Here is a 21,656-nt window from a genome sequence, read left to right as displayed (position 1 = left end):
TCATCAAAGCATTTAAACTTAATTTTTAAAATAGTATAACAAATTGTCCTTAGGAAGTCAAGTAAAAGTTTTCACCTTCATGTATTTTAAATTTTCTCTGATGGCTATAAGCTTTAATACCCTCATCCTCTACTATGTGGAGGATAACAGTTGCCACAACCCTAGAGGAGCTTATCTAACCTTCAGATGATGGAAAGAACACCATCTGAAGGAAGATTCAATCTATAGTTATAATAAAAATACAATCTATTGTATATACTTTATTCTTAATTCTTCTAGGTTTACCTTAGATATATCATCTACAACCTCTATTACTCCTAAAATAAGGTCATCATTAACAATTATATAGGTTCCGGGTTTGGTAAAGTTTTTAGAGAACTGTGCCTTAGAATTTTTAACAGTAACCTTAAGTTTATCAGAAGGTGGAGTATCATTATAAATGTAGTAGTCGCCATCAGGGGACTTCATTGTACTAAAATCAAAAGATATATTAGTATCTAAGTTTTTTTCTACCACTAAAACTAGAGGCTCTAAGTCATCCCCAAGACTTTTTATAGTAAAGCTTTGACTATTACCCTTTTTAGTAGCTTTTTTAACTAGTCTTTCAGTAGGAATATCAGAAAGATTAAGTCCATATATAGTTCTATCGGAGCCTTCGTCAGAAGATACTGGACCACTGCAACAACTTGGAGAAGAACTTTTAGGTGCAGAATCCTTAGCACTATTTATATCAGAACTTGTTATGTTATTTATATCATCTACAACCTTTATATAGCCTTTTAACATACCCATCCAGCAGCTATAATTTATATCGCTGTCTTTTGAATTAAATGATATTATGTTTTCACCCTTTTTTAATTTTTGTTTTATGTTTAAGGATGGTATTACAACCTCGTTGTTGCAGGAGGTAAGTTGTGTTCCCTCAACTATCATTTCTGTTTTCATATTTTTTTGTATAAAAACCACGTTAGGAGAGTAACCAGAGGAATCAGCCTTTATCTTAATTATTTGTTTTCCATCCTTAATAATTGCCTTATTTTCTTCTGTAACCTCTATATTAGAATTATTAGAAGTAAATCCTAACAGTGCTTTAGGTGAAATATTTATTCCAAGAAGGGTAAGTCCCCTATTTGTCATTATAAAACCAAGTAAAATTACTAATATTCCACTTGTTTTCATTAGATATCTAGTATTTTTACTGTTAATAAAATTTACTAATAAGCCGAAGGTAAGCATTAAAGGTATTGTACCTAAGGCAAAAAACATCATGGATAATGCTCCACGAGTAAAGCTACCAGAGGCTAAAGCATATAATTGCATGGTTTGAAGCGGACCGCAAGGCATAATTCCATTTAAAAGGCCAACTAAAAATGGAGTTGAAGCTTTACTTTTTAATGATTTTTTAAATGGGAGTTTAACAGAAAATCCTCTAAATAAACTAAAGCCTGAAAGGTTAAATCCCATAATAACCATAAATAGCCCTGCAAATATGGATATAAATGCTTGGGTACTTAATGATACTGAAATCACAGAACCAAGGGCACCCACTATTCCACCTAAGAGGGTATAAGATATAACCCGGCCTAGGTTATACAAAATAGTTGGTTTTATTCTTTGAAAGACAGAAGTTTTCTCTAAGGTTATTATACTTTGACTCATTAATATTCCACCACACATTCCAACACAGTGGAGTGAGGTAAAGATACCTATAACAAAAAGCATAATATAGGATGTACTAGAACTTAACTTAGACTCCATATTAAAAGCGCCGGAGTCCAGAGAAAGTCTTATAATAGCAAGTGCAATTAATATAATTCCAATAATCCATATAATCTCTTTAGCCTTGCTTTTCTGAGAAGTTGAATTTAATACACTGTAGCCTTCAGATTCAATTTTTTTTGCAATAGTTTCAAGGGATACCTTAGTATCATCATATTCAACAAAAACCCTTTGTTTTTTAAAGCTGGGAGATACTTCACTTATACCTCTTATTTTTTCTAAGGAGTCTTTAATTCTTTTTTCACAAGATGTGCATATCATTCCATCAACATTTAGATTTACAGCCTGAATAGCCAATAAAATTCCCCCTTAATAAATATTAAAAATATAAGAATTATAAATATTAAGGTAAAAATATTCTTATATCTTTAAAAGTATAAATATCTCATGTGAAGAATTTATGTGATTAGGGAATAAAAAATAAAATTTACACTAAAGGAATAAGGTTTACAAAGTTTCTTCATAAATTTAATATAAGATATATCTATGAATATAATTTAGATTATAGGAGTGAAATACTTTGAAAAATAAAAATATCTTAATTGTGGATGATGAGAGAAAAATAGTAGAGGTAATAGAGGCTTATTTAGAAAAAGAAAATTATAATATATTAAAGGCGTACAATGGAAATGATGCTCTGAAGATATTTCATAAAGAAGATATAGATTTAATACTATTAGACCTTATGCTTCCAGACATTAAGGGTGAAGATATCTGCAAGGAGATAAGGGAAGAATCAGAAGTTCCAATAATTATGTTAACTGCTAAGGTGCAGGAGGATGATATATTAAATGGTTTTAGCATAGGTAGTGACGATTATATAACAAAACCATTTAGTCCAAGACAGCTAGTTGCAAGGGTTAATGCAGTACTTAAAAGGAGTGTGAAATGTAAAGAGGAGATATTATCTTTTAATCAAGGGGACCTCATAATAGATACAGGAAATTATGAGGTAGTAAAAGGTGGAGAAAAAATTAATTTAACAGCAACTGAGTTTAAGATATTACTTATACTTGCTACTAATAATAAGGTATTTACAAGAGGAGAGTTATTAGATAGAAGTATGGGAGATGACCTAGAAGTTTATGATAGGGTTATTGATTCTCATATAAAAAATATAAGACAAAAAATAGAAATTAATTCTAAAAAACCATCATATATAAAGACAGTCCATGGCATTGGATATAAATTTGGCGGTGAATAGATAGTGGTGAAGTTAAAAAACAAGATAACAGCATATTTTGTAATTTTATCTATGATATTAATAGCTTTAATAAGCATAATGGCCAATATATTTATTAAAAAAGGTTTTGATAAATATATAGTAACTAATTTAGAAAATAAGAAAACTTCTATAATAACATCTCTTACAAGTCAGTATCATAACGGTGGATGGGATATTAAGGGGCTTGAAAGTATTGGAGTTAATGCCTTGGAAAATGGAATTATTGTAAGAGTAGAGGGTTCTAATAAAAGCATAATATGGAATGCCAGGCAATATAATAGCGGCATGTGTGAATCTATGATTAGAAGAATTAATAAGGACATGGTAGACTTATTCCCAAAGTTCCAGGGGAATTACATAGAGAATAATTATGATATTTTAGATAATGGAAATAAAGTAGGGGTAGCATATATAGGATATTATGGACCCTACTATTATAGTGAATCAGAAATATTATTTTTTAAGATGCTAAATAGAATATTAATTATAGTAGCCTTTGTTGGTATAATACTTGCAGTATTTGTAGGAATTTTAATTTCAGGGTCTATAGTTAAGCCAATAGTTAGGGTAATTAATACATCAAAGCTTATAGCAGCTCATAACTATAAAAACCCTATAGATGAAAATACAAATATATATGAGATAAATAGCCTTATAGCCTCTGTAAATTATTTAGCTAAATCATTAGATGAACAGGAAACTCTTAGAAAAGTCCTAACAAAGGATATAGCTCATGAATTAAGAACACCTCTTACAACTATACAAAGTCACTTAGAAGCTATAATGGATGGAATTTGGGAACCTTCTAAGGAGAGGTTATCTAGTATTCATGAAGAAATCCAAAGACTTTATAGGCTTATTGGAGATTTAGATAAACTTTCAAAATTTGAAGGAGAAGATATAAATCTTAAAAGAAGTAAAGAGGATATAAAAGACATATTTAATGGTATATTAATTAACTTTGAAAAGAGTCTAAAGGACAAGAACATAAGGACTGTAGTAGAGGGAGAATCTTATATTTTAAATGTAGATAGAGATAAGATGAGCCAAGGTATTATAAACATAATCTCTAATGCAATAAAATATACAAATTATGGTGGGATCATAAATATTAATTGGTACAATTTAAATAATGAAATAAGGATTTCTATTAAAGATAATGGAATTGGAATAGGAGAAAAACATCTTCCATATATCTTTGAAAGGTTTTATAGAGCTGATGAGTCAAGGGCTAGAATCACTGGAGGATCAGGAATAGGACTCTCTATAACTAAGGCAATAGTAGAAGCTCATAATGGAGAGATAGAGGTTTTAAGTAATTTGGAAAAGGGAACAGAGTTTATTATTAAAATTCCAATAGCATAATCTTAATATATAAGATTATGCTATTGGAACTAAAGTGGATGCATGGAATAAACTATTACTTTATATGTTTGATACAACAAATCTATATTGGAATATTATATACTTATATAAGGGTCAATAAATCTTTTTGCATAAAGATTATATTACAAAACTTTATGTAAATGAGTATGATTTAAAGAATGAAACAATTACATATTTATGTAATTAACATAAACTTAACATATATATTGGTTGACTTTTAGTGCTGTAGAGAATAGTATATTAGTGTAAATGTTAATAGCCTCGGTAGGTGAGGTTACTACAAGGATATGGGTTGCTGCCGTAAAAGGATGGAAACATTCTGCACTGGTTAGCAGGTTTGGTCGAAATTAAGGCTTAACCTAATGCAACTTCAATGCCTTGCAGAGCCAAAACTTGAACGAGATTTAATGGAGTATTATATCTTCGTCAAAGTTCAAGTTTTGACGAGGATTTTTTGTTTTTAAGCTATCTATAATATGGATAGTTATAAATCTTATATGATAATAGGTTAAAATTTCGGAGGTGAGGATTCATGGAAGGTAGCAGTAGTAATATGGACAGTGGAGGGAGAAACTTATATAGACGGTGTAAGAATATTATAGTATCTCATATACTATTGTATTCTATGAATCTTAATAAAAAGCCATCTATATAAGCATTTCTAAAATTCAAATCATTGAAACATTCCACTGTTTCTTACTACATTTAATTCACAGAATTTAAAATTTAAGAATAAGGCAATAAAGGGTAAAAAAAATATATTTTTATAACCTTTAATTTTCTGTTGCCTTTTTTAGGAGGGTGAGTTACATGAAGATGAGAAAAGCAAATGGAATTGACGAAAAAAGAATAGTAAATTCCCTAAATAATATTTCAAGAAAGTCTATTAATGAAGTATATACTATATTAAATACAGGAGATTATGGACTAGACACTAGAGAAGCAGAGAGAAGAATTAAAGAATATGGACTAAATCAAGTAGAAAGTGAAAAAAAGGATCCAGTAATTATCCAATTTATAAAGACTTTTATAAATCCATTTAGTTTAATTTTATTAGCACTGGTTTTAGTTTCTTTATTTACAGACGTTATACTTCCACCTAGGGGAGAAAGAAGTTATGAGACCATAATAATAATTTTAACCATAGTAATTTTAAGTAGTGTTATAAACTTTGTTCAAGAATACAAGGCTTCAAAGGCTGCGGAGGGTTTAAAGGCTCTTATAAAGACATCAGCAGCGGTAATCCGTGATAGAAATCAACCAGAAGAAATAGATATGAAAAATATAGTAAAGGGAGATATAATTCATTTAGCAGCAGGAGATATGGTACCAGCGGATGTTAGAATTATAACTTCTAAGGATTTATTTGTTAGTCAATCTTCCTTAACAGGAGAATCAGAACCAATTGAAAAATTTTCTAAGATTAATAATTCTAAAGAGAATAGTTCTATAGGAGAACTAAACAATATATGTCTTTTAGGAACAAATGTGGTTAGTGGTACAGCTAAAGCTGTAGTTATATCTACAGGAAATGAAACTTATTTTGGAGCTATGGCAGAAAGTTTAATTGGAAATAGAGCTGAAAGTAGCTTTGAAAAGGGAGTGAATAGTGTAAGTTTTCTTTTGATAAAGTTTATGGTTATTATGGTTCCAATAGTATTTTTAATTAATGCTGTAACCAAGGGAGACTATCTTCAAGCCTTACTTTTTGCTATTTCTGTTGCAGTAGGATTAACTCCAGAAATGTTACCTATGATAGTTACAACTAATCTTGCAAAGGGAGCTATAGCTTTATCTAAGAAAAAGACTGTGGTAAAGAATTTAAGTTCCATACAAAACTTTGGAGCAATGGATATACTTTGTACAGATAAAACAGGAACTTTAACAGAAGATAAAATAGTTGTAGAAAGACACTTAGACATTCATGGAAATGAAGATTGTAGAATATTAAGACATGCCTATCTAAATAGCTTCTATCAAACAGGACTTAGAAATTTAATGGATATAGCTATTTTAGAGTTTGGAGCTAAAAAGGGATTTAATGAACTTGAGGATAAGTATAAGAAAGTAGATGAAATTCCTTTTGATTTTACAAGACGTAGAATGTCTGTAGTATTAGAAGATAAGGAAGGAAAGAGACAACTTATAACTAAGGGTGCTGTAGAAGAGATGTTAGGAAGCTGTTCTTTTGCAGAGTATAGAGGAAAGATAGTTGAGCTTACAGAAGAAATAAAAGAAGAAGTTATAGCAATGGTTTATAGTTTAAATGAAGGAGGTATGAGAGTTATTGCTGTGGCTCAAAAGAATGATATACCTGATGAAAATAAATTTTCAATAGAAGATGAGAGTGATATGGTTCTTATGGGATATATAGGATTCTTAGATCCACCAAAGGCTAGTGCTAAGGCTGCCATAAAGGCGTTGAGAACCCATGGGGTGGATGTAAAGATTCTAACAGGAGACAATGATATAGTTACGAAGAAGATATGTACTGAAGTTGGACTCCATATAGATAAGATCTTACTAGGAAGTGATATTGAAAATTTAAGTGATGAGAATCTTAAAATTGAAGCAGAAGATACAACAGTGTTTGCTAAACTTTCTCCTATGCAAAAATCTAGAATAATAAGAGTTTTGCAAGAAGAAGGACATACAGTAGGATATATGGGAGATGGAATAAATGATGCACCAGCTTTGAAGGAGTCTGATGTTGGAATATCAGTAGATACAGCTGTTGATATAGCAAAAGAAAGTGCTGATATAATTTTATTAGAAAAGGATCTTATGGTGCTAGAAAAAGGTGTTTTAGAAGGAAGAAATATCTTTGGAAATATAGTAAAGTATATTAAAATGACAGCAAGTTCAAACTTTGGAAATGTATTTAGTGTTTTAGTGGCAAGTATATTTTTACCATTTCTTCCTATGCTACCAATACATTTATTAACACAGAACTTACTCTATAATATTTCTCAAATAGCTATTCCGTGGGATACTATGGATAAGGATTATTTAGAAAAGCCTCAAAAGTGGAATGCTAAAGATATAGGTAGGTTCATGGTATATGTAGGACCTATAAGTTCAATTTTTGATATAGCAACCTATTTATTAATGTTCTATATATTTAAGGCAAATTCTATGGATATGCAAAGCTTATTCCAATCTGGATGGTTTATAGAGGGTTTATTATCCCAAACATTAATTGTTCATATGATTAGAACTAAAAAGATACCATTTATCCAAAGTAGAGCAACAAAGCCAGTGCTTATTTTGACTTCAATAATTATGATAATTGGAATATCAATTCCATTTACATCTTTTGGAGAATACATTGGATTAGTACCTCTACCATTAAGTTATTTCCCATATCTTATATTAATTTTATTAGGATATTGTGTCTTAACTCAATTGGTTAAGAGATTTTATATAAGAAAATTTAATAGTTGGATATAAATACTATAGTAGAATGTATATTAAGGAGTGTTTCATAATTTATATAAATATCTACAATCTAAATTTAAATTATTTCTTAAAGTTTCCTTCGGCAATTTAACATAATGGTTAAGGAAATTTAAGGGGAGTTTAGATTTAACTGAGGATAGCTATATTTATATTATGAGGCACTTCTATTTTTAATTATAAATAAATTTTAATTTTGTCTTTTGGAACTAGTAAAGAAGTTTCAGTAGGGGAGTAGAGAAATTAATATTACTTAAAATAATTAAAGAATATGGTTTCACATTAAGGAATAAATAATAGAATGTATATTATAGTATATAAAAGATAATAAGTTTACAATTAGTAAAAATTAGAATATAATGTAATTATATTGAAAATAGGAGGAAAGACTTATGATAATAAATCATTTGATTATGCCATACTACGGTGGCAGCTTCGAACAAAGACAAGAAAAGAATATCGGTTATGCTTTGTCCGGAGCTAAGTTACTAGAGTTAGCCGAGTCCTAAAATAAAAAATTAAACTACTTAAAGTCAAAAATTTTTTGTTTGGACTTTTATTCTAGTATTCAAATGCATAAGGTGTTTGGGTCTTTTTGTGATGTTAATATTTTAGAAGTACTTACTATTTAGTAAATATTATATAAAGTTAATTTATAAACTCACCAAAAGATATATGTTTTTCTTTTAATTTATAGTAAAGAGAAGTATGATAAACACTATTATCATAAGCTTTATTTAAAAAATAAAAGCTGCGGATTAAGCTTATCTGCGGCTTTTTATATTTTTATTTAAGATTTTATACTTATATTAAGAAATGGAGAAAGGAAGTATAAGTTTTTCCATAGTTTTTATGTTTGTATAAGATTTTAAATGAGTTTAGTTTAGAAACAGTCGCAATTATATTGCGACTGTTTTTATTTTATAAATTTATTATAGGAGGAATTAAGATGAGTTTATTAATTATGGAAAATATAGAAAAGGAGTATAGGAATGAAGAAGTATTAAAGGGGGTTACCATAAGAGTAGAAAAGGGGGATAGGGTTGCACTTATAGGTCCTAATGGAGCAGGAAAAACAACACTTATTAAAATTGCCATGGGCATTGAAAAGGAAGACAGGGGAGAAATTATATTTGCAAGAAATATAAAAACTGCTTATTTATCACAAGATATGGAGGAGCTAAAAGATGATAATGAATCTCCTCTAAAGTACAATAAGATTTTAAATATGGAAGAAAAAATAAGACTATTAGAAAATAGTATGGAAAATTTAGATGCCAGTAGTAAAGAATATAGTAGGGTTATGAATAAGTATTTACGGCTCATTAATGAGTTTGAAGCTATGGATGGATATATGCTAGAAAGTAAGATAAAGAAAATACTTTTAGGGCTAGGAATAAGGAAGGAATCATTAGATACTCCTACAAAGTTTTTAAGTGGTGGAGAAAAGATGAGGGTAGCTTTGGCTAGAATTCTATTACAGGAGCCTGATTTAATAATTTTAGATGAACCTACTAACCATTTAGATTTAAGTGGAATTGAATGGCTTGAAGATTTCTTAAAAAAATTTACTGGGGGAGTAATATTTATATGCCATGATAGATATTTCTTAGATAATGTAGCCACAAGAATTGTTGAACTAAGAGGTGGAACTTTAGTAGAAGGAAAGTGTAATTATAGTAGTTTTATAACTCAAAAGATGATAAAAGAAGATTATATAAGGAAGGAATCTAAGAATTTAAGTATAAGAATAAGAGAAGAGAGAAAAATTATGGAGAGTTTAAAAAGTAAAGGGAAAATAAAGACTGCTAAGAGTAGAGGGAAAATAATGGAAAATAAATATAAAGAGGAGGTGGAAAAACTTAAAAAAGATAAAAGCAATTATCATATAGAAAAAAATAAATTGGGTTTACAATTTACTAATGTAAACAAATTAAGTAAGGATATTGCACGAGGAGAATATATTAACAAAAGCTTTGATGAAATAGAGATTATAAAAAATGGAAGTTTTCACATAAGAGGAGGAGAAAAAGTAGGGCTTATAGGAGCCAATGGAAGTGGTAAAACAACCCTTATAAAAATGCTTTTAGGACAGGATACTAACTATAGTGGAAAGCTTATCTTAGGAACTTGGGTGAAGTATGGATACTTAAGTCAAGAAATGAGTTTTAGCAATGAAGATAACTCAGTAATAGAAGAAATATTAAATAAAAAAGATTTTACAAAGGATGAGGCTCTTAAGTATTTAGCTAGATATAACTTCTATGGGGAACAGTGCAATAAGAAAATATCTATATTAAGTGGTGGAGAAAAAGTAAGACTTTATTTATCAAAGTTAATCTTAGATAACCCCTCATGTTTAATCTTAGATGAACCAACAAACCATCTAGACATAGAAGGAAGGGAGGCAATGGAAAATGCAATTTTAGACTTTAAGGGGACTGTAATTTCTATATCCCATGATAGGTATTTTTTAAGTAATTGTGTAAATAAAATCATTGAAATTACAGAGGATAAAAGTTTAAAAACTTATAATGGAAATTTTGAATACTATAAAAATATTAAATCTAATGGAGAGATTGTTGATTTATATAATAATAAAAAATTAAATAAGAACAAAGAAAAAGATAGAGAGCCAAAAAAGGAAAGAGAAGATAATAAGAAAAGTAATGAAAGTATTGAGTTTGAGATAATTAATTTAGAAGATAAGGCTAGGAAGATGGAAGAGAAATTTGATGAAAATACATCAAAAGATATATATCTAGAATATCAATGTCTTATAGATAAAATAGAGGGTCTTTATGATAAGCTATATGAGGATTGTGCCACATAATATAGCAGTGTTTATAGCTAGGATAATTCAATTTTCTCATAAACCTAAATAAATTTATAAGTAAAATTAGGAAGATTAATTTATAATATAAAAATAGAAACAAATAATTATTTAATTTTTAATAGGGGGTTTTTTAAATGGTTAAATACAACAAAAAAATTATGGAACTGGCAATAGAGGAAGCAAAGAAGTCAGTATTATTAGGAGAGGGATCACCATTTGGAGCAGTTATAGTAGATAGGGAGAATAATATAATTGCTACTGGACGTAATATGATGGATAAAAAGTTTGATGTAACATCCCATGGGGAAATTGAAGCAATAAGAAATGCTACAGAAAAACTAAAAACTTTAGATCTTAGCGGATATATATTATATTCCAGTGCTGAGCCATGTCCTATGTGTAAATCGGCTATACTTTGGGCAAAGATACCAGTAGTTTATTACGGCACATCCTCAGATGATGGTCATAGAGAAGGCTTTAGTGATAAGTTTATATATGAAGAGTTAAAAGGAGAAGCTAATAGCGAAAAGGTCAAATATATTCAAATGGATAGGAATGATGCAATAGAGGCATATAACCTATTTAGGAATAAAAAGTAATAAGATTGAAGAAATAAATATAAAATATATTAGCAATAAAAATAACCGATAATGCAACAATGACCTACATACCTATGGTATAAAATAGTGGGAGTTGTTGCATTGTTATTTATAAAGGAAAAGCTGTAATCCATAAATGATGTTATGGTTATAAGAATTTTGGATAAGCTTAGACTTCGCTGGGTATATGTAGGAACAACTACCAAGTTTTAATACTATAAATTTAAAAATTACTATAAAATATAAAAAATCTTATAGTAATTTTCTATAGTAACTATTATTAGAAGATCCCTGAGGAGAAAATATCATATTTTTAGAAAAATTCTAGGAAGATTACTGAGAAATTAAATAAATATTTTACCAATAGAGCCTTTAAATTGAATACATGAAAATCATTATTGTAAGTGCTAGAAATAAAGAAATTATTTTAAGCTATATAAAAGACTAATGCAATATAATATTCGCTAATGTACGAATATTTTACATATAAAGACACGATTCTTTAGTGAAATTATACCTTTATTGACAAATTTTTAAAAAGTCTGATATACTTCATTTGAAAAGGTTTTATATGAAGTTTTAATAAGATTTAAATAAGAAAATAAGGATGGTATATATGAATAAAAAGAAGGTAATTTTAATTTTTATTCCTATTTTAATTTTTATATTTTCCATGTGTATAGGAAGGTATGTAATACCTTTAGGGGATATTTTTAAAATAATAGGAGGATATATTAAAGGGGATGAAAATATACTCTCATCGGTTCAAAGCACAGTGGTCTTCAATGTAAGACTTCCTAGAGTATTGATTGCTATGATAGTTGGTGCGGCATTGTCAGCATCAGGGGCTGCTTATCAAGGGATGTTTAAGAATCCCATGGTATCACCAGATATATTAGGGGCATCACAAGGAGCTGGATTTGGGGTGGCATTAGGACTTTTATTATCCCTAGACGTTTTTTATATTCAAGTATTGTCTTTTTCATTTGGACTTTTAGCAGTATTTTTAGCTTATTTTATTAGTAATAGGGTAGATAGAAATAACACATCTACAATTGTTTTAGTTCTAGCAGGAATGCTTATAAGCACATTATTTTCAGCGTTCATATCCCTTATAAAATATGTAGCTGATCCATATAGTAAGTTACCAGCCATAACTTTTTGGCTTATGGGAAGTATAGCTTCTGTAAATAAGAATGATTTATATATACTAATTATTCCATTTGTTTTAGGAGTAATCCCTTTAATGTTAATAAGATGGAAGCTTAACATAATGTCTTTAGGAGAAGAAGAGGCAAAGGCCCTTGGGATAAATACAAAACTAATTAGAGGTATAGTTATAACTAGTTCAACTCTTATGACCGCGTCCTGTGTATCCATATGTGGATTTGTTGGATGGGTAGGACTTGTGGTGCCACATTTATCTAGAATGATTGTGGGACCTAATTATAAGATATTATTACCTACAACTATGCTTATAGGAGCAAGTTATCTAGCTATGGTGGACAACCTTTCTAGAACTCTTTTTTCTATGGAAATTCCTCTTGGAATATTAACTTCTATTATAGGAGCACCTTTCTTTATATATTTATTAATTAATGCTAGGAAGGGGTGGGTTTAATGCTTGAAGTTAAAAGTGTTACCTGTGGATATAATAAGAAACCCATTATAAGCAATGTTAGTTTTAATGTTAAGGATGGAGATGTAGTTTGTTTGCTCGGGCCTAATGGGGTTGGAAAAACTACCTTATTTAAAACCATACTAGGATTTCTTCCACTTTTAGGAGGAGAGATTATTTTAGATAAAAATAATGCAATAACTATGGCAAGGAAAGAATTTGCTAAAAAGGTAGCTTATGTACCTCAGGCTCATGTACCACCATTTCCATATAAGGTTTTAGATGTTGTGGTAATGGGGAGGGCAGCTCACTTAGGGAGTTTTGCTTCTCCATCTAGCAAGGATTATCACAAGGCTGAAAAGGTATTAGTGGATTTAGGCGTGGCGTATTTAAAGGATAAAATATATACAGAAGTTAGTGGGGGAGAGAGACAGCTAGTATTAATAGCTAGAGCATTAATACAAGAGCCTAACCTACTTATAATGGATGAACCTACATCTAACTTAGATTTTGGGAATCAAATAAAGGTTATAGAAAGGGTAAGGTCTCTTTCTAAGAAGAATATGGGGATTATAATGACCTCCCATGTTCCCAATCATGCCTTTATGTGTGCTGATAAGGTTGTAGCCATGGGAAGACATAGTATAAGAGTAGGAGAGTGTAGTGAGATATTAACAGAGGAGACTTTAAAAGAACTATATAACCTAGATGTGGCAATAAAGAATATAGTTATTGATGAAACTCATGAGGAATATAAAGTATGTATACCTAAATTAAAATAAAAAATATTATTTTAGATGAAATAAGGGGTAAAAATCATGTTTAAAAATTTAAAAAAGTGTATCTTTTTAATGGTAACTTGTATACTTGTAAGTTCATTTTTGTTAGCTTGTACTAATAAGAAGGAAAATACAAATGTAGCAGAAACTAAAAGAAAAATAACTGATATGGCAGGAAGAGAGCATACTGTAGATGGTAAGATAGATAAGGTTTATTGTACAAGTCCTGTAGGAAATATCATCATGTATACTCTAGCTCAAGAAAAGCTAGTAGGAATACATTCAAAGTTATCAGATATGGAGAAAAAGTATTTAACAAAGGAATATCAAGACCTACCTGTGTTAGGTGGATGGTTTGGTAAAGATAATCAAGGAAATATAGAAGAAATAATAAAGGCAAAGCCTCAAGTAGTACTTTCTATAGGGGATGTGAATGATACAGCAAAGTCACAAGCAGATAAGATACAAGAACAACTAGGAATTCCTGTAATATTAGTGGAAAGTAAGCTTCAAGAAATGGATAAAACCTATAAATTCTTAGGAGACTTATTAGGAGTTGAGGAAAGAGCTAAGGACCTTGGAGATTATTGCAAAAATACAATTGAAGAGGCTAAGAAAGTAGAAAGTAAAATTCCAGAAGATAAAAGAAAAAAAGTTTACTACGCAGAAGGACAAAAGGGGTTAGAGACAGATCCTAAAGGATCTCCTCATGCAGAGGTTTTAGATGTTGTGGGTGGAATTAATGTGGCTAAAGTAGAAAGTAAGTCAGGTTATGGAAGAACCCAAGTGTCAATAGAACAAGTTCTAAATTGGAATCCAGAAGTTATAATAATATCCCCTGACAAAGGAGTTAAGCCAGAAGCTTTAAGAAATGAGATTTTAACTAGTGATTCATGGAAAAATATTAAGGCAGTAAAGGATAAGGAAGTATATACAATTCCATTAGCACCATTTAACTGGTTTGATAGACCACCAGCTGTAAATAGAATATTAGGAGTAAAATGGATGACGAATCTTTTATATAAAGAAGAATCCAATATGGATTTAAATAAAGAAGTAAAGGAATTCTTTAAGAAGTTTTATCATAAGGATCTTAGTGATGAGGAGCTAAAGGAAGTAATAAAGGACGCAGTAAAAGAATAAAGGGGTAAATTATGAAGAAAAAAAGAGATATAAAGGAATTTGACTATATTGCTAATAATATATTTGCTCCAGCATATCCTCTAATCGCTAAAGATATAGTAGATACCACAGGAATTTTAGAAGGAAACTGTTTAGATATTGGAAGTGCATCAGGGCATCTGGGCTTTGCTTACTTAGATATTACAAATACAAAGGTTTGTATGATGGACATAGAAGAGGAAGCTATAGACATAGCTAAAGATAAGATAAAAAACAGGAATCTTTCTTCTAGGGTAGAAGCTACCTTTGGAGATGTTCATAATATTCCTTTAAATGAAGATACCATGGACTTAGTTATAAGTAGAGGGTCTTTATGGTTTTGGGATGATAAAAAAACAGCATTTAAAGAAATAAAAAGGGTATTAAAACATAATGGATATGCATACCTTGGGTGTGGATTTGGTTCTAAAGAGGTTAAGGAAGAAATAGATAAGAAAATGCTAGAGATAGATACTAACTGGAAAAATAAAAAAAAGGAATTTAGTGGGGTTGATCCAAAAGAAGAGTTTACTAATATATTAAAGGACATAGGAATTAAAGATTTTAACATAGTAGATGACCATAGAGGTTTTTGGGTTATATTCAAGAAGTAACAATTATATTTAATAGAAAATAGATTTAACTCTAGATAGTAATTATATCTAGAGTTAAATTTATTTATATCAGTATAGGATTATATATAATTTAAAAATAAAATATATTGAGGAATAGGATTATTTAATCTTATATGACTTAAGATTATTTTTAATGTTAAAATGCCAGTTTATATATGGTAGTTGTAATAAAGCATATTATAAAGGCAATAGCAGTAGGGATTGCAGCGGATAAGATTGTCCATTTTATACTTCCAGTTTCTTTTTTTATGGTCCAAAGAGTAGTAGAGCATGGCCAATGAAGAAGGGTAAATAGCATAGTATTTAAAGCTGTTAATGATGTCCAACCATTTGATAGAAGAACCTCTTTAAGAGAATCTAAACTATCAAATTCTATCATTGTTCCAGTAGATAGGTATGCCATTAAAAGAATAGGAAGAACTATTTCATTAGCTGGAATACCTAGTATAAATGCCATTAATATAAAACCATCCAATCCTATAAATTTAGCTAATGGATCTAAAAAGTTTGCAGCATGAGTTACAAGATTAGTATCTCCAATGGTTACATTTGCAAGAATCCATATAAGAATGCCAGCGGGAGCTGCTACTAATATTGCCCTACCTAAGACAAATAAGGTTCTGTCTATTATAGAAGTATAAATAACTCGTCCTATTTGAGGTTTCCTGTAAGGGGGGAGTTCTAAGGTGAAAGTAGATGGGATTCCTTTTAGAAGAGTTTTAGATAGAATATAAGATACAAGTAAAGTTATTAAAACCCCGAGAATAACAATTAGTGTTACCGAAAGTGCAGGAATCACGGAGGAACCCTTAGCTACCTTTAATGAGAAGAAAATAGTAGAAATAGCAATTAAGGTTGGAAATCTACCGTTACAAGGGATAAAGTTATTTGTAACAATTGCAATGATTCTTTCTCTTGGAGACTCTATTATTCTACAGCCTATAACTCCAGCAGCATTACATCCTAGTCCCATACACATGGTTAAACATTGCTTACCATGGGCACAAGCCTTTTTAAATAAATGATCAAGATTAAATGCAATTCTAGGTAAGTAGCCTAAATCTTCAAGAAGGGTAAATATGGGGAAAAATATAGCCATAGGTGGAAGCATTACAGAAACCACCCAAGCTAAGGTTCTATAAAGACCAAGAACTAATATACCATGTAGCCATGAGGGTGACCCTAAGTAGGTAAACCACTTAGTAAGTGTAGCTTCAAAGGAAAAGAGTATATCTGCCAGTAGCTGGGATGGATAATTAGCTCCTTTTATAGTAAACCAGAATATAGTTCCAAGTATTATTAACATTATAGGAAGTCCAAAAGTTTTAGAGGTTAATATATTGTCAATCTTTATATCTCTACTTATCTTTTTTGAGTCTTTTTCTTTTACATATCTATTTTTCAAGTCTTCAGCATATCTATAGTTGGTTTCTACGATTATTTCTCTTACCTTTGATTTTGAAGAATTTAATTGTGAATTTATATTTTTAATTAATGAAAGATCATTTTCCTCCAGTCTTGAATAGAGGGAATCTAAAAGTTTTGGCTCCCCATCTATAAGCCTTAAAGCTAGCCACCTAAGATTTAAAGGATATTTTAAACCCTTTAGTTTATTTACAATATGAGAAACCTCATTTTCGATGGATGAATCATATTTTATAATATTTGGAGTGAAGGTAATATTATTTTCTACAGCTTTATTTAATGTATCTTTTAATTCTTCTATTCCTCGTCCATCCCTTGCAGAAGTTAATACCACAGGAATACCCAAGGATTTCTTTAAGTTTTCAGCATCTATTTCTATATGCTTCCTTTCAGCTTCATCAATAAGATTTATACATAATATAACCTTTTCTTTAAGTTCCATGACCTGAAATACTAAATTAAGATTTCTTTCGAGACAGGTAGCATCTGTAACTACCACGGCAAGATCTGAATTACCAAAGCATAAATAGTCTCTTGCAACCTCTTCTTCTACAGAGGTAGAAAAAAGAGAGTAGGTTCCAGGAAGGTCCATTAATATAAAATCTTTATCCTTATAAGGGAATGCACCTCGAGCATTAACCACTGTTTTTCCAGGCCAATTTCCTGTATGTTGGTTAAGACCAGTTAATATATTAAATATACTGCTTTTACCTGTATTTGGATTACCACAGAGGGCAATAACAAATTCATTATTTTTCTTATTTATATTGAATATATCTGTCATGGATTCTTTTTGAGAAGAAGAAAAAGTTAAACCCATATCTATACACCTCCTAAAGTTAAGCCTTAACTAGAATAAGAGAGGCTTCTTCTTTTCTTAAGGCTATCATAGCTCCTCTAATTTTATATAAAGTAAGATTATCCTTTGGTCCCTTACGTATCACCTCAACTGCTGAACCCTTAGTAAGACCTAAGGCTAAAAATCTTTCTTTAAGTAGATTTTTAGCAAGAATAAATTCTACCTTAGCCACTTTACCAATTCCTATATCACAAAGTTTTATCATTTTAGCTTACCTCCTTTAAACTTCTCTTGTGTTTTTTAATACAAAATTTTATTATAGATTTTTATATAGATTACATATAAGGGCTGTAGTTTATAATTTTTATAGGGATTATTGAAAGTGAGTCTCTAAATTTATGATCCTTTTAAATAAAATCTTAATATATGATAAAATGTATTAAGATATAAAATAGAAAATTAATTATTAACTTAATTATTATAATTATGGGATAAAAAGTTTCTCTAGGCTAAAATTTCATTCTTATATATACTATGGAAGACTTTTGAAAAAGTTACTTGTCATAAGTTATAAAAAAGGAGGGATTATATGGCAGTAGTAGATAAAGGGAATATATTAAGCCTTTGCAAAACTAAAACCATATATCTTATTGGAGAAGATTATTATCTTCAGGATTATGTGTTTAATATTGAACACATACTAAATAAAGATGATAAAGAGCTTATTAAAGCACAAGTAGCATCTAATACATATAGTGAATATCTTTGTAAACTATTAATAGATAAAGATAAAAATCTTATAGAGTATGGGTGTACCTGTGAGGACTTTGAAAAGAAGAAAAAAATATGTCCTCATATAGTGGCGGCTTATTTAAAATATATAAATGAGTATTTTAAGGGAGAGTCTAATGTAGATAGGCTTTTAAAGGTGTTTAGGTACACAGTTACTTATAATAAAGAAGCTGTACTTAATATGGAGATTGAACTTAGTCATAGCTCATTAAATTCCTTAGTAAATTCTGTGAAGCTTAGAGTAGGTAAAGATAAGCTTTATCCAATTAAAGATATAAAAACTTTTATAACCTCATATAACAGTGAAGATTTATTTACCTTGTATAGGAGCAATATATTAGACTTCTCAAGGGAAGATTTTAAGGAAGAATATAAGGGAATCATAGATTTTATAAGAGATCTCTTAGAAATTGAAGAAAAGCTTATGGGATATAACAACTTTTCAAAGAAACTTTTTAATAAGGGAGAGGTTTTTATACCTAATAGAAAGCTTAAGGACTTATTAGAGCTTATAGGAGATAAAAGTATAACAGTAAATTTACCTATAGGAACATATTTTGATGTAACAATAAAAAAAGATGATGTAGTTTTAGAGTTCTTAGTTATAGATAAGGGAAATAAAATAGCCCTTGGATTTAAGGATAGAGAAATTCCATATCCTTTATTAGGGGAAGGTGGAATCTACTTTTATAAGGGTGGAATTTACTTTATAAAAGAGGAAAAGGAAAGGATTTTTTCTCCTTTATTTGATCTAATGCTGGAAGATAGGAGAGGTCATCTTGAAATAGATAAAGAGGATAGCACAAACTTTGCTTCTTTTATACTTCCTAAAATAAAAAATATAGGAAGAGTATTTTTTGAAGAAGGAGTAAAGAAGCTTTTCTATGAGGAAGAGTTAAAGTGTGAATTTTATATAGATAAAAATGCAGATACCATAGGGCTTAGGGTAATATTTATTTATGAAGACATGAAGTTTAATCCACTCCATAATGATAATAAACTCAGTTCATCTAATGGAATACTTATAAGAGAAGTGGATAAGGAAAAGGATATATTAGAAGCTATAGAAGGATTAGGTTTTTCACAGGAGGAAGAAGGGTTTACTTTAATAGGGGATGAGGCAGTAATAGATTTTATTGTGGAGGGCGTTAATCTTCTGCAAGGTCTAGGAGAAGTTTATTATTCAGAGGAATTTAAGAATATAAAGGTTTATAGTAAAAATGACTTTAAATATAAACTAAAGCTTAATAGGGAAGATATGTTAGAGTTTTCTTTTAGTATAGAAGGAATAAATGAGGGGGAGCTTTTAGAACTCCTTAATAATATAAAAGAAGGAAAAAGGTATTATAAGTTAAAAGGTGATGGGATTGTATTACTTAATAATAAGGATCTTAAAGACCTTATAACACTAGTAAATAATCTAGGGATAGAAGAGAAAAATCTTGTAAGTGAGAAAATAATAATTCCTAAGTTTTTTGCCTCTTATGTCAATGATAAGATAGGGGAAGAAGCTGAGAGTAATAGGGAGTTTAGGGAATTAATAAATAACCTTAGGGATATAAAACATATGGATTATTATGTTCCAGAAGACTTAAGTGGAAGCCTAAGATCCTATCAAAAAACTGGATATAAGTGGTTTAAAACCTTAAGTAATTATGGGTTTGGGGGAATACTAGCTGATGAAATGGGCCTTGGAAAGACCATACAAACCATAGCTTTTGTTATATCTAGTAAGGAAGATTGCCCTTCTCTAATAGTGTGTCCTACTTCTTTAGTATATAACTGGAAGGAAGAGTTCGAAAAGTTTGCGAAGTTAGCAAAAATAGTCATAGTAGAAGGAAGTAGAAATCAGAGGGAGGAACTTTGGAAAACTTCTAAGGATTATGATGTTGTAATAACCTCTTACCCGCTTATTAGAAGAGATATAGACTTTATAGAAAACATGACCTTTAATTACGTAATATTAGATGAGGCACAAAATATTAAAAACTTCACTTCTCAAAATGCAAAGGCAGTGAAGGAGATTAAAGCTAAAAATAGATTTGCATTAACAGGAACTCCAGTGGAAAATCACTTAAGCGAACTGTGGTCAATTTTTGATTTTGTAATGCCTGGATACCTTTTAAATCATTCAAAATTTTTAAACTTATATGAAACAGCTATAGTTAAACATGATAACAAACATGCATTAGAGGATTTAAAAAAGAGAATAGCTCCATTTATATTAAGAAGACTTAAAAAGGATGTTGCAGAGGAGTTACCACCTAAAATAGAAAAGACTTTAAGTCTTAATATGGATTCTACCCAAAAGAACATCTATGCTTCTTATGTAACCATGTTTAAAAAGCAGATAAAAGAAGAAATTAATCTCTATGGTTTTGAAAAGAGTAAAATAAAAATACTAGGAGCACTTACAAGACTTAGACAAATATGTTGTGATCCATCTTCATTTATAGAGGATTATGCTGGTGAAAGTGCTAAGATGAATGCACTTATAGATCTTATTGATAACTCTATAGAAGGAGGACATAAAATTCTTGTATTTTCTCAGTTTGTTACTGTGCTTAAAAATATATCTTCTAGGTTAAATGAAGAAGATATAAGTCATCTTTATTTAGACGGTTCTGTAAGTTCTAAAGATAGAATGACCTTAGTTAAAAATTTCAATGAAGGCGAAGATAAAGTGTTTTTAATATCATTAAAGGCTGGAGGCGCAGGACTTAATTTAACATCAGCGGATATAGTTATACATTTTGATCCATGGTGGAATCCTGCAATAGAAAGTCAAGCCACTGATAGAGCTCATAGAATAGGTCAAAAGAATACAGTAGAGGTTATAAAACTTATAACCAAGGGCACAATAGAGGAGAAGATTTTAAAAATACAAGAAGAAAAACAAAACATAATAAATAGTATTATGGATAATGAAGATTTAGATAAGGATGTATTATCTAGTATGTCCATTGAAGATATAGAAGATTTATTTACTTAATTATATAGAAGTTTATGCTATTTATAATAGACATGAGGATGGCATAATTTCGAATATAATTTAAAAAAGACTAGTTTTATAATTTTTTAATGGGTACATATTGTAATTATTAAAAGGTTTAATAAGGAATGGATACAAAAATTACAAAGCTTAAAAATGATGCATGGATTGGAA

General features: G+C 29.8%; 14 protein-coding genes, 1 riboswitch and 1 other annotated feature (1 of these 16 running past the window's edge). Of the genes, 11 read left to right on the top strand and 3 right to left on the bottom strand.

What is annotated here, in order from left to right; genetic code table 11:
* Positions 1-16: a binding site (T-box leader), on the bottom strand; it reaches 247 nt to the left of the window's first position.
* Between the two features lie 230 nt (positions 17-246).
* On the bottom strand, positions 247-2,076 hold the full coding sequence (locus BR69_RS0119300) for an urease accessory protein UreH domain-containing protein (protein ID WP_027634667.1): 1,830 nt from the start codon (positions 2,074-2,076) through the stop codon (positions 247-249).
* Between the two features lie 223 nt (positions 2,077-2,299).
* Here BR69_RS0119300 and BR69_RS0119295 point away from each other — a divergent pair, with 223 nt between their 5' ends.
* The 10 genes from BR69_RS0119295 (at position 2,300) to BR69_RS0119245 (ending at position 15,453) form a co-directional block, all read left to right on the top strand.
* Complete coding sequence (locus tag BR69_RS0119295; protein ID WP_027634666.1) at positions 2,300-2,983, top strand: response regulator transcription factor; 684 nt, start codon at positions 2,300-2,302, stop codon at positions 2,981-2,983.
* A gap of 3 nt (positions 2,984-2,986) precedes the next feature.
* The gene (locus BR69_RS0119290) at positions 2,987-4,369 is read left to right on the top strand and encodes a sensor histidine kinase (RefSeq protein ID WP_051623704.1); all 1,383 of its coding nucleotides are present in this window, start codon (positions 2,987-2,989) and stop codon (positions 4,367-4,369) included.
* Positions 4,370-4,643: 274 nt separating this feature from the next.
* A riboswitch (M-box (ykoK) riboswitch) is annotated at positions 4,644-4,799 on the top strand.
* Between the two features lie 123 nt (positions 4,800-4,922).
* On the top strand, positions 4,923-5,045 hold the full coding sequence (locus tag BR69_RS22360; protein WP_278246113.1) for a hypothetical protein: 123 nt from the start codon (positions 4,923-4,925) through the stop codon (positions 5,043-5,045).
* Positions 5,046-5,200: 155 nt separating this feature from the next.
* Positions 5,201-7,840 carry a magnesium-translocating P-type ATPase gene (gene mgtA / locus BR69_RS0119280; RefSeq protein ID WP_034850159.1) on the top strand — a complete coding sequence of 880 codons (2,640 nt, stop codon included), beginning with the start codon at positions 5,201-5,203 and terminating at the stop codon, positions 7,838-7,840.
* A 955-nt stretch (positions 7,841-8,795) separates the two neighbouring features.
* Complete coding sequence (gene abc-f, locus BR69_RS0119270) at positions 8,796-10,679, top strand: ribosomal protection-like ABC-F family protein (RefSeq protein ID WP_027634663.1); 1,884 nt, start codon at positions 8,796-8,798, stop codon at positions 10,677-10,679.
* Between the two features lie 137 nt (positions 10,680-10,816).
* Positions 10,817-11,281 (top strand): nucleoside deaminase, encoded by a 465-nt coding sequence (locus tag BR69_RS0119265; protein WP_027634662.1) that lies wholly within the window; start codon positions 10,817-10,819, stop codon positions 11,279-11,281.
* Positions 11,282-11,897: 616 nt separating this feature from the next.
* Positions 11,898-12,902, top strand: a complete 1,005-nt coding sequence (locus BR69_RS0119260) for a FecCD family ABC transporter permease (RefSeq protein ID WP_242840724.1) — start codon at positions 11,898-11,900, stop codon at positions 12,900-12,902.
* On the top strand, positions 12,902-13,681 hold the full coding sequence (locus BR69_RS0119255) for an ABC transporter ATP-binding protein (protein WP_207640789.1): 780 nt from the start codon (positions 12,902-12,904) through the stop codon (positions 13,679-13,681). The genes BR69_RS0119260 and BR69_RS0119255 overlap by 1 nt, the downstream gene beginning before the upstream one ends.
* Before the next feature lie 36 nt (positions 13,682-13,717).
* On the top strand, positions 13,718-14,821 hold the full coding sequence (locus BR69_RS0119250; protein ID WP_027634659.1) for an iron ABC transporter substrate-binding protein: 1,104 nt from the start codon (positions 13,718-13,720) through the stop codon (positions 14,819-14,821).
* Between the two features lie 11 nt (positions 14,822-14,832).
* On the top strand, positions 14,833-15,453 hold the full coding sequence (locus BR69_RS0119245) for a class I SAM-dependent methyltransferase (RefSeq protein ID WP_027634658.1): 621 nt from the start codon (positions 14,833-14,835) through the stop codon (positions 15,451-15,453).
* A 157-nt stretch (positions 15,454-15,610) separates the two neighbouring features.
* Here BR69_RS0119245 and feoB read toward each other — a convergent pair whose 3' ends face one another.
* Together feoB and BR69_RS0119235 are read right to left on the bottom strand one after the other, a co-directional pair.
* Entirely contained in the window at positions 15,611-17,719 is a 2,109-nt protein-coding gene (gene feoB, locus BR69_RS0119240; protein WP_027634657.1) for a ferrous iron transport protein B, read from the bottom strand.
* Between the two features lie 19 nt (positions 17,720-17,738).
* Positions 17,739-17,963, bottom strand: coding sequence for a FeoA family protein (locus BR69_RS0119235; RefSeq protein WP_027634656.1), 225 nt, complete (start codon positions 17,961-17,963; stop codon positions 17,739-17,741).
* A gap of 324 nt (positions 17,964-18,287) precedes the next feature.
* Here BR69_RS0119235 and BR69_RS0119230 point away from each other — a divergent pair, with 324 nt between their 5' ends.
* Complete coding sequence (locus BR69_RS0119230; protein WP_027634655.1) at positions 18,288-21,482, top strand: SNF2 helicase associated domain-containing protein; 3,195 nt, start codon at positions 18,288-18,290, stop codon at positions 21,480-21,482.
* Positions 21,483-21,656: the final 174 nt, after the last annotated feature.

The organism is Clostridium hydrogeniformans DSM 21757, from assembly GCF_000686705.1.
GTDB classification, from domain to species: Bacteria; Bacillota; Clostridia; order Clostridiales; family Clostridiaceae; genus Clostridium_Z; species Clostridium_Z hydrogeniformans.
Note: the sequence above shows the minus strand (reverse complement) of the source record. Positions and strands in the feature narration are given on the sequence as shown.

Bases quoted from the DNA above. Each gene is read 5' to 3' on its own strand.
- feoB (WP_027634657.1), bottom strand. From the start codon at position 17,719: ATGGGTTTAACTTTTTCTTCTTCTCAAAAAGAATCCATGACAGATATA.
- mgtA (WP_034850159.1), top strand. From the start codon at position 5,201: ATGAAGATGAGAAAAGCAAATGGAATTGACGAAAAAAGAATAGTAAAT.
- BR69_RS0119230 (WP_027634655.1), top strand. From the start codon at position 18,288: ATGGCAGTAGTAGATAAAGGGAATATATTAAGCCTTTGCAAAACTAAA.
- BR69_RS0119245 (WP_027634658.1), top strand. From the start codon at position 14,833: ATGAAGAAAAAAAGAGATATAAAGGAATTTGACTATATTGCTAATAAT.
- BR69_RS0119265 (WP_027634662.1), top strand. From the start codon at position 10,817: ATGGTTAAATACAACAAAAAAATTATGGAACTGGCAATAGAGGAAGCA.
- BR69_RS0119250 (WP_027634659.1), top strand. From the start codon at position 13,718: ATGTTTAAAAATTTAAAAAAGTGTATCTTTTTAATGGTAACTTGTATA.
- BR69_RS0119260 (WP_242840724.1), top strand. From the start codon at position 11,898: ATGAATAAAAAGAAGGTAATTTTAATTTTTATTCCTATTTTAATTTTT.
- BR69_RS22360 (WP_278246113.1), top strand. From the start codon at position 4,923: ATGGAAGGTAGCAGTAGTAATATGGACAGTGGAGGGAGAAACTTATAT.
- BR69_RS0119235 (WP_027634656.1), bottom strand. From the start codon at position 17,963: ATGATAAAACTTTGTGATATAGGAATTGGTAAAGTGGCTAAGGTAGAA.
- abc-f (WP_027634663.1), top strand. From the start codon at position 8,796: ATGAGTTTATTAATTATGGAAAATATAGAAAAGGAGTATAGGAATGAA.
- BR69_RS0119255 (WP_207640789.1), top strand. From the start codon at position 12,902: ATGCTTGAAGTTAAAAGTGTTACCTGTGGATATAATAAGAAACCCATT.